The organism is Mycobacterium sp. 134, assembly GCF_048282715.1.
Taxonomy (GTDB): Bacteria; Actinomycetota; Actinomycetes; order Mycobacteriales; family Mycobacteriaceae; genus Mycobacterium; species Mycobacterium septicum.
This window is the reverse complement of record NZ_JBLVUN010000008.1, coordinates 2,476,875-2,491,275: the sequence shown is the minus strand read 5'-3', so window position 1 is coordinate 2,491,275 and position 14,401 is coordinate 2,476,875. Positions and strand designations below refer to the sequence as shown.

The window sequence follows — 14,401 nt, the reverse complement described above, 5'->3', positions numbered from 1 at the left end:
GGCTGGCGTTACCTAGCGAATGGTGCCGAAACCTGGAATCAGAGGTAGATCGAGTGCGGTCACCCATCCTGGCGAATGTTGATTGACCGCGGGCACGGCGTTGAGCGCGCGCAATCCGGTGGCCAGGCAGCCCGCCGCGGCCGCATCGCGACCGGAACCGTCGGTGAACCGGAACGCGGTCTCCTGAGAGATGCTCGGGGTGCCCTCGATGTCGACGCGGTACACGTCGTTGTCGTTTCCGGACGGCCACTCCGGTGCGGCGTCCAGACCGATCCGGTTGACGTGCTCGAGCTGGATCCGGGTCTCGCCGCGATACACGCCGTTGATCGTGAAGCGCACGGCCGCGACGTTGCCGGCCGGGATGATGCCCTTGGCCGATTTGCGTTCGTCGGGGGTGATCCACTTGTCCCATGTGGTGGTGATCTCGTCGAGCTCGATGCCCGCCGCATGGGCGATCATCGGAACCGTTGCGCCCCAGGCGAAGATGAGGATGTCCGGAGTTTCCAGCAGGGCACGGTGCTCGGGCGGTTTGCCGATACCCATCTCGAATTCGTAGTCGCCGGTGTAATTGGTGTAGTCCAGCAATTCCGAGGCCCGCACACGGCGCACCTCCGAGCACAGGCCCATCAAGGTCATCGGGAACAGGTCATTGGCGAAACCCGGGTCGATTCCGGTGGTGAAACACGACGCCCCTCCCGCCTCGCAGGCCTCGGTGATCGGCTCGATCCAGTTGGGCGGGTTGAGGTGCATCTTGGGCCAGACCCACGGGGTCATCGCGGTCGAGCAGACATCGATCCCGGCCCGCAGGAAACGGGTGATCACGTCGATGTTGACGTCGGCATGGGCGGCCGTCGGCCCGTAGTGCACCAAGGCGTCGGGCTTCAGCGCGATCAGCGCCTCGATGTCGTCGGTGGCCCGGACACCCACGGCGGCACCGAGGCCGCAGATCTCGCCGACGTCGCGGCCGACCTTCTCCGGATTGCTGACACCCACACCGACGAGTTCGAACAACGGATGCTTGATGATCTCGGCGATCACCATCTGTCCGACGAAACCGGTACCCCAAACCACTACGCGCTTGACCATCCGAACACCTTGACACAGAGTGAGGCCAGTCACACCGGGAATCTCCGCTCGAACACGGCCCTTTACCAAGCATGGCCCGCGGTCGATCAGACCGGAAAAGCCTTGAACGCGTGGAAGGAAACCAAAATGACTTCTGCAACCCTGGCCGGGCGGCGCGCACTGGTGACCGGAGGATCCCGCGGAATCGGCGCGGGCATCGTGCGACGGTTGGCGGCCGACGGCGCCGCGGTGGCGTTCACGTACGGGGCGTCTGCCGCTGAGGCTGACAAGCTGGTGGCGGAACTGACTGCCGATGGCGCCAAGGCGGCGGCGATCCAGGCCGACAGCGCCGACCCGGTGCAAGTAGCGAACGCGGTCGAGCAGACCGTGTCCGCCCTCGGCGGCTTGGACGTGTTGGTCAACAACGCCGGAACCGCCTACCTGGCACCTATCGACGAATTCCCGCAGGAGGAGTTCGATCGCGTGGTCGCGATCAACATCGGTGGGGTGTACTCGGCGATCCGCGCTGCGGTGAGCCACCTCGGTGAGGGATCACGGATCATCAACATCGGCAGCATCAACGCCGACCGGGTCCCGACCGGTGGAACCGCGGTCTACGCGATGACCAAGGGGGCGGTCGCTTCCCTGACCCGCGGCCTGGCCCGCGAACTGGGACCCCGCGGCATCACCGTCAACAACGTGCAACCGGGTCCGATCGCCACCGACATGAACCCCGACGAAGGCGAATTCGCCGATGCCGTAAGGCAAACCACCGCGTTGGGCCGCTACGGACACACCAGCGACATCGCCGCCGTCGTGAGCTTCCTGGCCGGCCCGGAGTCGGGGTACGTCACCGGGGCGAACTGGAACGTCGACGGCGGCTTCACCGCATAGGCCATCCCGCCAACGCGAGATCCGCGACCGCATGCAGGTCCGCTCGCGTCGCCCCGCTTCTGGCCTGGATCGAAATACCTTGGCATACCGCGGCAATCCAGCGGGCGAGCGATAACGTGTCCACCTCGGACAGCTCGCCCGCCGCCACGGCCCTATCGAATCGGTGCGCCAGCTCGCGCACCGACGCATCACGAAACTCGGCCAGCCCGACAGCATTTCCGACCAGCAGACAGCCGTGAGGGCCACTTGAGGTGGCGTCCGCGGCGCCGTGCACCATCGCCTCGGCCACTTCACGCGCGGTCGGCAGGGTGAGCGCCTCGGCCATATAGCCACCCGGTCCGGCGATGTACCGCAGCTTGGCACGTTCGAAGAGCCCTTCCTTGGAGCCGAACTCGGCGTAGATACCCCGCCGGTTCACGCCCGTCGCGGCGGTCAGATCGCTGATCGACACGCCATCGAAGCCACGGTCCCAGAACAGCTTCATCGCGATGTCCTCGACCTCACCGGCGTCGAACTCCCGGGGTCGCCCTACCGCCATGACCCACCTTTCGTGTTCCCGGTCACACCGGGAATCATCCTCTCGACACTAGACTTGACCTCAGCATACTTTGTAACCAATCGGTTCGTAATCAAGGAGGACATCACCGTGGCAGCAGCTACCGAGGCACCCCTCACCGAGCGCCGGGCACTGGTAACCGGAGGATCCCGCGGTATCGGCGCGGACATCGTGCGACGCCTCGCTGCCGACGGCGCCGCGGTGGCATTCACCTACGGAGCCTCGGCAACCGAGGCCGACAAGCTGGTGGCCGAGGTGAGCGCGAACGGCGCGAAGGTCGTGTCCATCCAGGCCGACGCCGCCGTCCCGGCACAGGTGGCGTCCGCCGTCGAGCAGGCCGCGGCCGCGCTCGGCGGACTCGACATCCTGGTCAACAATGCCGGCACGGCCTACGTCGCACCGATCGGCGACTTCCCGCAGGAGCAGTTCGATCGCCTGGTCGCCATCAACATCGGTGGGGTGTACTCGGCCATCCGTCACGCGGTCGCTCATCTGGGTGACGGCTCACGGATCATCAACATCGGCAGCATCAACGCCGACCGGGTTCCCGAGGCCGGTCTGGCCGTTTACGCGATGACCAAGGGCGCGGTCGCCTCCCTGACCCGCGGCCTGGCCCGCGAGCTCGGACCGCGGGGGATCACCGTCAACAATGTGCAGCCGGGGCCGATCGACACCGATATGAACCCCGCCGAGGGCGAATCTGCCGAAGAGCGAAAGCAAGTGGGCGTTCTCGGACGCTACGGGCACACCGGCGACGTCGCCGCCATCGTGAGCTTCCTCGCCGGGCCGGAGTCGGCCTACGTCACGGGTGCCAACTGGAACGTCGACGGCGGCTACACCGTCTGAGCACTCACAGGTTGATCGGGTCGGGCTTTCTCGGCGTCTTGGAGGTGTCCTTCAGCCCGGCTTTGAATTGCATTGCCCGGTAGGGCCATCCGGTGTCGGTGCGCCATTGCGAGACCACCAGCCCGACGCCGCCGGTGATGCCGAAGCGCGAGCCCGGCAAGAGGTAGCCGCCGTAGAGCTGGGCGACCTTGCTGCCGGCGTGGTCCTCGGCCTCCCACGACGACCCGACGATGGGCGTCTGGACCGGGGTGGTGTACATGTTGGCCACCGGGGAGGACACCACCCGGTAGCCCAATGCGTATGAGGACGCCAGGAATCCGCCCAGGACCCATCTTCCGGGTCCGGTGCGGCGGAATGTCAGTTCACCCCAGTGCTCGTCCGGTGGGGTGATCGGCGTGGCCTGCCGCCCCCACTGCCAGCGTCCGTTGGTGAAACCCCAGCCGGCGTATTGCGACCGTCGGCCGATCTGATCGGGGCGAACCCGCATCAGGATGATGCCCTTGTCACGCTGAAATCCCGTCGCCACCACATACACCCAGCCGTCGTGCGGATCGAAGTCCCACGACCAGCACTGGGCGTGACCGTCGTGCAGATCGGCCGGGAATTTCGCCTCTTCACCCAGATGGGTCCAGGACACCCCGCTGTCGTCGGAGCGCCAGATCTCGGTCCAGATGACCGTGCCGAAGCCATGATTGACGATCGCGTGCAGGTACAGCGAGTCGCCCACCCGCAGCAGATCCGACGGGATCACCGTGCTGATGCCGCCGCGCCGCCACCCGGATGCCTCGTCGTCGTGGATGTAGTGCCACAGCTGCCGCGCGTAGTCGGGGTCGGCTCCCCCGGCGGATTCGTAGACGATCTCGTGATTGGCGTCGCCGCTGCCGATCAGAACCACCGGTGAGCGCCAGTCGCCCTTGCCGACCCGGCTCCCCGAGAACGTGTCACCGAAGACCGATACCAGCTTGCCGTTGGGCGCGATGATCGACGCACCGAGATCGGTGGCGGTGACACCGAACCGGTCGGTGCGGCCCGGCCCGGTGATGTCGACGACCTTGCCGTCGATCAGCGGCAGCACTCCCCCTGCTCCTTCGGGCCTACGTGCACCACCGCAATCCGCCCGGCTCGCAATCGAGCGGGTAGACCTTGACCTGGGTCCGCAGCGGCTCCTTGTACGCCAGCGTGAAGGGGAACGTGTGGATCGCGGCCGCCACTGTGCCGCCGCAGGCCTCGTTGTTGGACACGTTGCGGGTACCCCTCAGCGCGATGTCGTCGAACTTGTAGGTCTCGGTGATCGGCGCCCAACTACCGTCGGCGCACTGGAAGCCCTCTTTGATCGCCGTCGAATACGTCCACTGGCCACCGACCAGCCTGGCGTCACCACCGACGCTGACGCGCTGGGTCTCCACGTGCAGCCGGCAGGCCACCGCGAGTTCCAGCGGCTCACGCAGATCCCCGACGGTCGGGACACAGGACGGCCAGACAGCCCAGTTGTCGGTCTTGCCGCCCTCCTGGGTGTAGGTGTAATTGCCCAGCATGACGGGGTCAGCCTGCGCCGGGGCGGCAACCCCCAGGCTGAGTCCGATTCCGACCGACGAGAACAGGGCGGCTGCAGAAGCCATGCGCTTGAACGTCACAATGGGTGAGTATCGCAGTCTTCATCAGCGTCGTCACCGGTATGGGTCGGTATCTATCGAGCCGGCCCCCGTGACGGCCCCAGCGGGTGAGCGTACGGCGGATCACCCGCGGTGATCCTGGAGTTATCGTGACCACACGACCAGCGATGAAAACGTTGGCGGCAGTCCTGGTGTTCGTGCTGGCTGCCTGTTCCACCGGCAGCCGGGTAGACCTCGGCGACGAATCGTCGGGCAATCTCATCGCGGCCATCGCGGGGGAACCCGATCAGCTCGACCCGCACCGGACGAGTGCCTATTTCTCGTTCGAGGTGTTGGAGAACGTGTTCGACACCCTGGTCGAACCCGACGAGGACCTGCAGATGCGCCCGGCGCTGGCGCAGTCCTGGGAGGTCAGCGACGACCAACTCACCTGGACCTTCCGCCTGCGCGACGGCGTGCGCTGGCATGACGGCAGTCCGCTGACCGCCGACGACGTGGTGTATTCGTACCGCCGCATCATCGACGAGCAGCTGACCAACGTCGACAAGTTCAGTGCCGTCAGCAGTGTCACCACGCCGGACCCGGCGACCGTGCGGATCACAGTCCGTCAGCCCACCCCGAACCTGCTCACCAACCTCGGCGGGTTCAAGGGCATGGCGATCGTGCAACGCGCCAACGTCGAAAGCGGCCAGATCGCCACCCATCCGATCGGCACCGGCCCGTTCTCGTTCGCCGGCCGCCGCAGCGGCGACTCCATCACCCTGACGGCCAACCCGCACTATTGGGGAGGTGCTCCCCCTGTGTCCGGGGTGACGTTCCGGTTCATCTCCGAGCCGACGACGGCGTTGTCGGCGCTGCAGGCCGGCGAGATCGACTGGACGGATTCGGTGCCGCCGCAGCGGGTGGCCCAGTTGCGCGACGACGACTCGCTGAGGCTGGCGGTCACACCGGGCAACGACTATTGGTACCTGGCGCTCAACGAGGCCCGGCCGCCGTGGAATGACCCACGCGTGCGCGAGGCCATCGCGTACGGCATCGACCGTGACGCGATCGCCGCGGCCACCAGCTACCGCACCGCCGAGGTCAATCAGCTGGCGATCCCGCGCGGCAGCCCGTGGTTCACCGATTATCAGCGCTACCGCTACGACGTGAACCAGGCACGAAGCCTCCTCCAGGCGTCCGGCGCCGCACCCCAGGACCTCGACATGCTGGTCACCAGCGAGTACCCCGAGACCGTGACGGCCGCTCAGATCATCGCCGACAACCTTGCACCCCTTGGCATCACGGTGAACATCCGCACCGTGGACTTCGCCACCTGGCTCGACGAACAGAACAACGGCCACTTCGACATGCTGATGATGGGCTGGCTGGGAAACATCGACCCGGACGACTTCTACTACGCCCAGCACCACACGCACGGCACGAGCAACGCGCAGAAGTTCTCCGACCCCGAGGTCGACCGCCTGCTCGATGCGGGCCGCACCGAAACCGATGTCGCCAAGCGAAAGGACATCTACGCCAAAGCCGCAACGCGGATCGCCGATCAGGCCAGCTACATCTATCTGTACAACCCGTCGGTGATCCAGGCCTGGGCCAACAACCTGTCGGGATACCAGGTGCGCCGCGACGGCGCCGTCCGGTTCCGCACCGCCGACCTTGATCGAGGTGAGAACTCTTGACCCAACAGGATTTGCGCACGATCCGCGACAAACATCCGATCGTGGAGTTCCTGGCCCGCCGGCTGGTGTACTCGGCGGTGGTGCTCATCGGGGTCCTGATCGTGGTGTTCGCCCTGGTGCACCTGGTGCCGGGCGACCCCGTCCGTATCGCACTCGGCACCCGCTACACCCCGCAGGCCTACGACGCTCTGCGTGCGGCCAGCGGCATGGACCGGCCCATCGTCGAGCAGTTCTTCTCCTATCTCGGTTCGGCACTGACCGGCGACCTCGGCGTCAGCTTCCGCAACGGCGACCCGGTCACCGTGACCCTGCTCGACCGGTTGCCTGCCACGTTGTCCCTCGGGGTGGTCGGCATCCTCATCGCGCTGGTGATCGCGCTGCCCGCCGGGATCTTCTCGGCGCTGCGGGAGGGCCGGGTCAGTGACGCGATCGTGCGGGTCGCCAGTCAGTTCGGGGTGTCGGTGCCGGACTTCTGGTTGGGCATCCTGCTGATCGGCGTGTTCGCCTCCACACTGGGCTGGCTGCCCACCTCGGGATACCGCCCGCTGCTGGGAGATCCGGGCGGCTGGCTGCGCCACATCATCCTGCCCGGGCTGACGGTCGGCCTGGTGGCCGGCGCCATCATGACGCGCTACGTGCGCTCGGCGGTGCTGGAGGTGGCCGCCATGGGCTACGTCCGTACCGCGCGGTCGAAGGGCCTGGCGCCACCGGTGGTCACCTTCCGGCACATCGTGCGCAACGCGCTGCTGCCGGTGTTGACCATCACCGGGATCCAGCTGGCCACGATCCTGGGCGGGGTGATCGTGGTGGAAGTGGTGTTCGCCTGGCCGGGTCTGGGCCGGTTGGTGTTCAATTCGGTTGCCGCACGGGACTATCCGGTGATCCAGGGTGCGGTGTTGTTGATCGCCGTGTTGTTCCTGCTGATCAACCTGCTGGTGGACGTGCTGTATGCGATCGTCGACCCGAGGATCCGGCTGTCATGACCACCACCCAGAATTCCCGGGTCGCATCCTGGCGGCTGCTGTTGTCGAATCCGGTGACCGCGATCAGCGCCGCGGTGCTGCTGGCGGTACTGGTCGTCGCGGTGTCGGCATCGTGGATCGCCCCGCACGGCATCAACGACATCGACGTGCCCAGCGCACTGCAGGGCCCCGGTACCGCGCACTGGTTCGGCACCGACGAGCTCGGCCGCGACGTGTTCTCCCGCGTATTGGTGGCGATCGCGGCCTCGCTTCGGGTCGCGGTGGTCTCCGTCGCGCTGGCCGCGGTGATCGGCGTGCTGGTCGGTGTGCTCGCCGGTTATCGGGGCGGCTGGATCGACACCGTGGTGATGCGCGTCGTCGACGTCATGTTCGCTTTCCCGGTGTTGTTGCTCGCGCTGGCGATCGTGGCGGTCCTCGGCCCCGGCATCACCACCACGATGCTGGCCATCGGGATCGTCTACATCCCGATCTTCGCGCGGGTGGCCCGGGCCTCGGCGCTGGGTGTGCGGGTGGAACCGTTCGTCGCGGTGTCACGGAGCATGGGCACCGGCGACGGCTACATCCTGGTCCGGCACATCCTGCCGAACATCGCCGGGCCGTTGATCGTTCAGCTCTCACTGTCCTTGGCCTTCGCGATCCTGGCCGAGGCCGCGTTGTCGTTTCTGGGGCTGGGGATCCAGCCGCCGCAGCCGTCGCTGGGCCGGATGATCTTCGACGCCCAGGGTTTCGTCACGCTGGCCTGGTGGATGGCGGTGTTCCCGGGTGCGGCGATCTTCGTGATGGTGTTGGCGTTCAACCTGTTCGGTGACGGTCTGCGCGACGTGCTCGACCCGAAACAGCGGACCTCGATCGAGGCGAGAAGGGCAGGGCGCAGATGAATCCGCCGGCGCTGAAGGTCGATGACCTCCGGGTGACGATCGGTCGCCGCGAGATCGTGCGGGGTGTGTCCTTCGAGGTGCACCGTGAGCAGACCGTAGGGATCGTCGGCGAGTCCGGTTCGGGCAAGTCGATGACGGTGCTGGCCGCCACCGGTTTGTTGGACGCACCGGGTGCCGTGGTCGCCGGAACCAGCACCTTGGCCGGCGGGTCCCAATTGATCGGCGCCTCGGCGCGGGCACTGCGCGCGGTGCACGGCAGCCGGATCGGATTCGTCTTCCAGGATCCAGGGACGTCACTCAACCCTCTGCTGACCCTGGAACGCCAGATCACCGAAACCCTTGAGACACACCGCAAGATGACGCGGCGGCAGGCCCGGGTGCGGGCCGGTGAGCTGCTCGAGGCGGTCGGGCTTTCTCCTGATCGGCTCGATGCGTACCCCCATCAACTGTCCGGCGGGCAACGCCAGCGGGTGATGATCGCGATCGCCCTGTCCTGCGATCCGGAACTGCTCATCGCCGACGAACCGACGACCGCACTCGATGTCACCACCCAGGCCCAGATCATCGACCTGGTGGCCGAGCTGCAGCGGGATTTCGGTACCGCGGTGGTGTGGATAAGTCACGATCTCGGGGTCATCGGCCAGGTGGCCGATGAGGTGACCGTGCTGCGTGACGGCGAGGCTGTCGAGCAGGCACCGATCCTGCAGGTGTTCGACCACCCGCAGCACTCCTATACCCGCGAGTTGCTGGCGGCCCGCCCGTCGCTCGACGGCGCGGGACCCGAACCCGCGCCGGATGATGCACCGGTTCTGTTGCAGGCCAACGGGCTTGATGTGCGGTACGGCCCGGTGCATGCCGTCAAGGATGTCTCGTTTCAGCTCCGGCGCGCGACGACGCTGGGGATCGTCGGCGAATCGGGTTCGGGCAAGTCGACGGTGGCCGCCGCACTGACGGGGCTCGCGGAGCCGTCGGCTGGGACCGCGACGCTGGACGGTGAAGACGTGTTGGCCGGCGGGCGCGCACTGCGCCGGCGGATCAGCCTGGTGTTTCAGGATCCGTTCGCCTCGCTCGATCCGCGGGCCCGGGTCAGCGCCGCGATCGGTGAGCCGCTGCGTGTGCACCGGCTGGCGGCAGGGCGCCAGGCTCGCGCCGCGCGGGTGGCCGAGCTGCTCGAACTCGTCGGCCTGCCTGCCGATTTCGCGTCCCGCTATCCGCACGAGCTGTCCGGAGGCCAGCGTCAGCGAGTCAGCATCGCCCGGGCGCTGGCCACCGAACCCGATGTGCTGATCCTCGACGAGTCGACTGCGTCCCTGGATGTGTCGGTGCAGTCGCGAGTACTGGACTTGTTGTTCGGGCTGCAGCGCGAGCTGGGATTGACCTACCTGTTCATCGCCCACGACCTGGCAGTCGTGCACCGGATGTGTCACGACGTGCTGGTGATGCGGGCCGGCGAGGTGGTCGAATACGGCCCGGCCGCCGAGTTGTTCACCGCCCCCGAGCACTCCTACACCCGCACCCTGCTGGCCGCGGTTCCGCCGGCGAGGCCGCGTGAGAAGGTGTGAGCCATGACTGCTCTGGATGGAAAGGTCGCGTTGGTCACCGGTGCCTCATCGGGTCTCGGCGCGGCAGTCGCCCAATTGTTCGCCGCCCGCGGCGCTTCGGTGTTCGGTGTCGCCCGCGACGCCGAACGGATGGCGACGGTGTTCGAGGACGTGCCCGGCGGGGCCTACGCCTCGGTGGACATCTCTTCCTCGGATGCCTGCCGGGACGCGGTGGCGCAGTGCGTCGAGAAGTTCGGCCGCCTCGACGCGCTGATCAATGTCGCGGGGTTCCACCAGATGCGCCACACCGTGTCGGTCACCGACGAGGACTGGGACAAGGATCTCGCGGTCAACCTCAACGGGCCGTTCTTCCTGTGCCGGGCGGCCCTGCCCCACTTGCTGGAGGCCGGCGGCAACATCGTCAACGTCGCGTCCATCGCCGGAATCGAGGGTGAGGTCTACTCGGCGGGATACTGCGCGGCCAAGCACGGCCTGGTCGGTCTCACCCGTGCCCTGGCCATCGAGTTCACCTCGGAGCGGCTGCGCGTCAACGCGGTGTGCCCGGGCGGCATGCTCACCCCGCAGACCACCGAGTTCGCCGCCCCGGAGGACGCCGACTGGAATCTGATCCTGAGGATCGCCGCGCCCCGCGGAATGATGGACGTGGCCGATGTCGCCAAGACCATCGCCTTCCTGGCCAGTGACGACGCCGCCGCTGTGCACGGCGCGGTCTACATCGTCGATGCGGGCAAGACAGCGGGATGAGCGCGGGCGTTCCCGTGTGAATATTCGCCACGCACGGTTCCTTCCGCGGCCCGACGCGCGCACGATAGGAGTGTCCGCCGGGTACGGCGAAGGGAGCGGACGATGAAAGCCCACGTCGGCGATTTCCTGGTAGTCAAAGGCACCACCACCGACCAGCACGAACAGCACGCCGAGATCCTCGAGGTGCGCACCGAGGACGGATCCCCGCCGTTTGTGGTGCGGTGGTTGGTGACCGGCCACGAAGCGACGGTCTATCCCGGCCCTGACGCGGTCGTGGTCACGGCCGCCGAGCACTCCCGTGCGGCCGAACGCGCGGCAGAGCGGCAGGGCCGCCGAGGCTAACCGCCCGGCACCACCAGGACCGGCCGGTACGTGCGCTGCAGCGTCGCGGCAGCCACACTGCCCAGCAGCACCTTCTTCAGCGCCGACCGTCCGCGCGAGCCCACCACGACAACCCCGGCCCGTTGATCTTCGGCAAAGGCGACCAATGCATCAGCGGTCGCACCGGCGCCGGACCCGCGGAACCTCGGCACGCGATGTGCCGGCTGGTCTGCGGCGACGTCGACCGCACTGCCGTCGTCCACCCCGACCGTGACCACCTCGCGGGCCGGGAACAGGGCTCGGGCCGCGCTCAGCGCCCGCTCCGAACCGGCTGAGCCGTCGACTCCGACCACAACCGGCCCATCGGCCACCGCGTCGTATTCGGACGAGATCATGTTCTGGGACACCACGAGCACCGCGCGGGCTGCATGGTGCACCACGAGGTCCGAGACACTGCCCAGCTTCGAGTCGCTCGCACCGATCCCTCGAGCGCCGACGATCAACACATCGGGTTCGAGTTGTTCGGCCACCTGCGCCAACCCCAGGCCCTCTCCCGCCCAGGTGCGCTTGACCAGCGGCTCGGGATTCCAGCCGGCGGCCCGCGCCAGGGTGACACCGGTGTCGACCAGCCGAGCGGCCTCACCGTCGCTTTCCCGGTCGACCAGATCGATCAGCTCGTCGACGTTGCGCGCCGAGTGGCGTAACCGCGCCCGCAAACCCTTGCTGCCGAACGGCGGTGTGCACAGATAGACGACAACCGCATCGGCGGCCGGGAACAATGCGGCACCATTTCTGATCGCCGCGTTGGCCGCGAGCGACCCGTCGTAACCGAGCACTACCTTCATGTGTGACCCCTTGTTCCGTCCGTGCGTCCGATTCCAGACTAAAGGGCCGCTCGCAGTACCCATCGGGTTCGCGCCGAGGGCTCACGGCGCCGAGCGGGAAACAGGTAGCGCGCTACCCTATCGAGCGCCCTGCTTATGCGCGCAAGCTCTGCTCATGGACGCCACCGTCAACGGCTTGGCACACCTCGACACACCCATCGCGGCCGCCCCCGCAGCCGGCACCGCCAGTGCCGGGGCCGAACTTCGTGATCAGACGTTCAAGCGGTGGGTGTGGGGTGCGGCCGTGGTCAGCGCCGGTGGCGGCGGGATCGTCGGCGGGTTCCTGGCCTTCGCGGCCCCCATCGTGTTGCAGCCCGGCGGACACCCAAGCCCTGCTGATGCGCGGCGGCACCGTGCTGATCGTGTTCCTGGCGGTCGCGGTTCCCGTGATGCTGCGGGTCCGGCGGCACCGGTTCGCCGTCAGCACGGCCTGGCTCACCGAGGGCCGCCCACCCACCCCGGAGGAACAGCGGATGACGCTGGGCGCCTCGGGCGAGGCAGTGCGGTTGTCGGCTGCGGTGTGGGGCTTCGGGGCGGTGATCTTCGGGTCACTGGCGCTCAGCCAGCAGGTGTCCACCGCGGTGTACATCTTCAGCGTGGTGGCGCTGGGCGGCACTTCGACGAGCGCGGTCTGGTATCTGATCGTCGAGCGGGTCATGCGGCCGGTGTCGGCCCGGGCCCTCGACGGCGCAACGCCGGACCGGCGGTTCGGCCAGACGATCGGGCGCAGGCTGGTGATGGCATGGCTGCTCGCCACCGGGGTTCCGCTGTTCGGCATCGCGGTGCTGGCGGTCGGCTATCTGGCCGACGTCGGCTTCCGGGCCCAGCGCACCTTCGTGGCGATCCTGATCCTGGTGGCGGTCGCGATCGTGGTGGGGTTGTTGGCGATCCTGATCGCCATCCGCTCGGTCACCGAACGGATCACCGCATTGCGCCGGGCCCTGGCCGAGGTGCGGGCGGGTGACTTCGATGCCCGGGTCGAGGTCGATGACGCCAGCGAGATCGGCCGGCTACAAGCCGGTTTCAACACGATGACGGCCGGCCTGGCCGAACGTGAGCGAATCCGCGACGCGTTCGGCACCTACGTGGATCGCGATGTGGCCGAACATATCCTGTGTGCCGCCGGAGCGTTGGAGGCCCAGGAGTTGGATGTCACGCTGATGTTCGTCGACGTCCGCGGATTCACCACGTTCGCCGAGCGGCTGCGGCCCACCGAGGTTGTCACGACCCTGAACCGGTTGTTCGAACGGATCGTCCCGATCGTGCACGACCACGGCGGTCACGTCGACAAGTACGCGGGCGACGGCCTGATGGCGGTTTTCGGGGCGCCCCGGCGCCAGGACCGTCATGCCGACGACGCGCTGGGTGCCGCGCTGCAGATCGCCGACGCGGTGCACGAGGAGTTCAGCGGCAGCCTGACGGTGGGTGTCGGCCTGAACTCCGGGCCCGTGGTGGCCGGAAATGTGGGCGGCGCAGGGCGTTTGGAGTTCTCGGTGATCGGCGACGCGGTGAACGTCGCGGCCCGGGTCGAGACCGCGACCCGCCAGACCGGCGACACCGTGCTGCTCACCGGCGCGACGTTGAGTCAACTCACCGGCGACCGAGGCGATTTCGAGCCCCGGCCCGGCCTGGCGCTCAAGGGCAAGACCAATCCGGTCGCGGTGTATGCGCCTGTTTCCGCGAAACCTCGCACCGTGAAAGCCGCCTCCTGACAGGAAATCCCGCCCCGAGCGATACCTGCTGGGGGCGGGACCGGATCCGCTGTGTGCGAGTCAGATCACCGTGCGGCGAACCCGTACGTAGAGCTCGTGCAATCCGGCGATACCGCCGAACAAACCCGCCGTCTCCAGCACCTCGACCCTGGTCTGTTCGTCCGGGTGCTCGGGCTTGCGGTACGGCAGGTTCTCCAGCGCTGCGCGGAACGCATCATCGAAGCTCGGATCGGACGACGTACCGATGGCCTCGTCGGAGTCATCGACGCTCACCGAAGGTAGTGCGGCGAACTGATGGAGACCACCGGATGGCTCCTCGATCACGACCTCGTCCTGCCCGTCGGCGTGGTGCACCGTGATGGTCGAAATGTCCTGCTGGTAGCGCACGAACTCGGCGTACCGGTAGGGCGTGACGATCTGCGGCCAGATGCCGCTGCGCGGGATCGCGAGCAGATCGAAATGCGGAGGGAAGATCCGGATCGGGTCCTGCTCGATGTCGACGTCGAATCCCGGGGTCGGCAGATCGCCCTCTGCGACGATCAGGACGAACGTCCCGGCCCGGTAGGCATGGATACTGCGCCGGCTCGCGAAGGGCGCCGTCGTTGATTTCTCGATGGTCTTGTCACTTGCGATGGTCATGTCCGTGTCCTTCTCATACATGGCG

Annotated in this window: 15 protein-coding genes; 9 read left to right on the top strand and 6 right to left on the bottom strand. The window is 67.4% G+C overall.

Going from position 1 to position 14,401, the window contains the following annotated elements; translation table 11 throughout:
• Positions 1-12: 12 nt before the first annotated feature.
• Positions 13-1,086, bottom strand: coding sequence for a dihydrodipicolinate reductase (locus ACNQVK_RS16635; RefSeq protein WP_418030397.1), 1,074 nt, complete (start codon positions 1,084-1,086; stop codon positions 13-15).
• Positions 1,087-1,212: 126 nt separating this feature from the next.
• Between ACNQVK_RS16635 and ACNQVK_RS16630 the strand changes: the two genes are divergently transcribed.
• On the top strand, positions 1,213-1,959 hold the full coding sequence (locus ACNQVK_RS16630; protein WP_418030396.1) for a 3-oxoacyl-ACP reductase family protein: 747 nt from the start codon (positions 1,213-1,215) through the stop codon (positions 1,957-1,959).
• Here ACNQVK_RS16630 and ACNQVK_RS16625 read toward each other — a convergent pair.
• Complete coding sequence (locus tag ACNQVK_RS16625) at positions 1,949-2,497, bottom strand: TetR/AcrR family transcriptional regulator (RefSeq protein WP_418030395.1); 549 nt, start codon at positions 2,495-2,497, stop codon at positions 1,949-1,951. The genes ACNQVK_RS16630 and ACNQVK_RS16625 overlap by 11 nt on opposite strands.
• Before the next feature lie 108 nt (positions 2,498-2,605).
• Between ACNQVK_RS16625 and ACNQVK_RS16620 the strand changes: the two genes are divergently transcribed.
• On the top strand, positions 2,606-3,361 hold the full coding sequence (locus tag ACNQVK_RS16620) for an SDR family oxidoreductase (protein WP_418030394.1): 756 nt from the start codon (positions 2,606-2,608) through the stop codon (positions 3,359-3,361).
• 4 nt (positions 3,362-3,365) lie between these two features.
• On the opposite strand, the gene ACNQVK_RS16615 is transcribed toward ACNQVK_RS16620, so the two are convergent.
• Together ACNQVK_RS16615 and ACNQVK_RS16610 are read right to left on the bottom strand one after the other, a co-directional pair.
• Positions 3,366-4,436, bottom strand: a complete 1,071-nt coding sequence (locus ACNQVK_RS16615; protein ID WP_418030393.1) for a DUF4185 domain-containing protein — start codon at positions 4,434-4,436, stop codon at positions 3,366-3,368.
• A 19-nt stretch (positions 4,437-4,455) separates the two neighbouring features.
• Positions 4,456-4,980 (bottom strand): hypothetical protein, encoded by a 525-nt coding sequence (locus tag ACNQVK_RS16610; RefSeq protein ID WP_418030392.1) that lies wholly within the window; start codon positions 4,978-4,980, stop codon positions 4,456-4,458.
• 161 nt (positions 4,981-5,141) lie between these two features.
• On the opposite strand from ACNQVK_RS16610, the gene ACNQVK_RS16605 reads away from it, so the two are divergent.
• The 6 genes from ACNQVK_RS16605 (at position 5,142) to ACNQVK_RS16580 (ending at position 11,162) form a co-directional block, all read left to right on the top strand.
• Positions 5,142-6,653, top strand: a complete 1,512-nt coding sequence (locus ACNQVK_RS16605; RefSeq protein WP_418034184.1) for an ABC transporter substrate-binding protein — start codon at positions 5,142-5,144, stop codon at positions 6,651-6,653.
• Entirely contained in the window at positions 6,650-7,636 is a 987-nt protein-coding gene (locus ACNQVK_RS16600) for an ABC transporter permease (protein ID WP_409550689.1), read from the top strand. The genes ACNQVK_RS16605 and ACNQVK_RS16600 overlap by 4 nt, the downstream gene beginning before the upstream one ends.
• Positions 7,633-8,514 (top strand): ABC transporter permease, encoded by an 882-nt coding sequence (locus tag ACNQVK_RS16595; protein ID WP_418030391.1) that lies wholly within the window; start codon positions 7,633-7,635, stop codon positions 8,512-8,514. Before ACNQVK_RS16600 ends, ACNQVK_RS16595 begins: the two co-directional genes overlap by 4 nt.
• Complete coding sequence (locus ACNQVK_RS16590) at positions 8,511-10,076, top strand: dipeptide ABC transporter ATP-binding protein (protein ID WP_418030390.1); 1,566 nt, start codon at positions 8,511-8,513, stop codon at positions 10,074-10,076. Before ACNQVK_RS16595 ends, ACNQVK_RS16590 begins: the two co-directional genes overlap by 4 nt.
• Positions 10,077-10,079: 3 nt before the next feature.
• Positions 10,080-10,820 carry an SDR family NAD(P)-dependent oxidoreductase gene (locus ACNQVK_RS16585; protein WP_211154942.1) on the top strand — a complete coding sequence of 247 codons (741 nt, stop codon included), beginning with the start codon at positions 10,080-10,082 and terminating at the stop codon, positions 10,818-10,820.
• A gap of 102 nt (positions 10,821-10,922) precedes the next feature.
• Entirely contained in the window at positions 10,923-11,162 is a 240-nt protein-coding gene (locus ACNQVK_RS16580) for a DUF1918 domain-containing protein (RefSeq protein WP_418030389.1), read from the top strand.
• Here the strand turns inward: ACNQVK_RS16580 and ACNQVK_RS16575 are convergent.
• Positions 11,159-11,986: a universal stress protein gene (locus tag ACNQVK_RS16575; RefSeq protein ID WP_418030388.1), complete on the bottom strand. Its 828-nt coding sequence runs from the start codon at positions 11,984-11,986 to the stop codon at positions 11,159-11,161. The two genes, ACNQVK_RS16580 and ACNQVK_RS16575, sit on opposite strands and share 4 nt — an antisense overlap.
• A 377-nt stretch (positions 11,987-12,363) precedes the next feature.
• Between ACNQVK_RS16575 and ACNQVK_RS16570 the strand changes: the two genes are divergently transcribed.
• Positions 12,364-13,737, top strand: coding sequence for an adenylate/guanylate cyclase domain-containing protein (locus ACNQVK_RS16570; protein ID WP_418030387.1), 1,374 nt, complete (start codon positions 12,364-12,366; stop codon positions 13,735-13,737).
• Between the two features lie 60 nt (positions 13,738-13,797).
• On the opposite strand, the gene ACNQVK_RS16565 is transcribed toward ACNQVK_RS16570, so the two are convergent.
• On the bottom strand, positions 13,798-14,376 hold the full coding sequence (locus ACNQVK_RS16565) for a hypothetical protein (RefSeq protein ID WP_418030386.1): 579 nt from the start codon (positions 14,374-14,376) through the stop codon (positions 13,798-13,800).
• Positions 14,377-14,401: the final 25 nt, after the last annotated feature.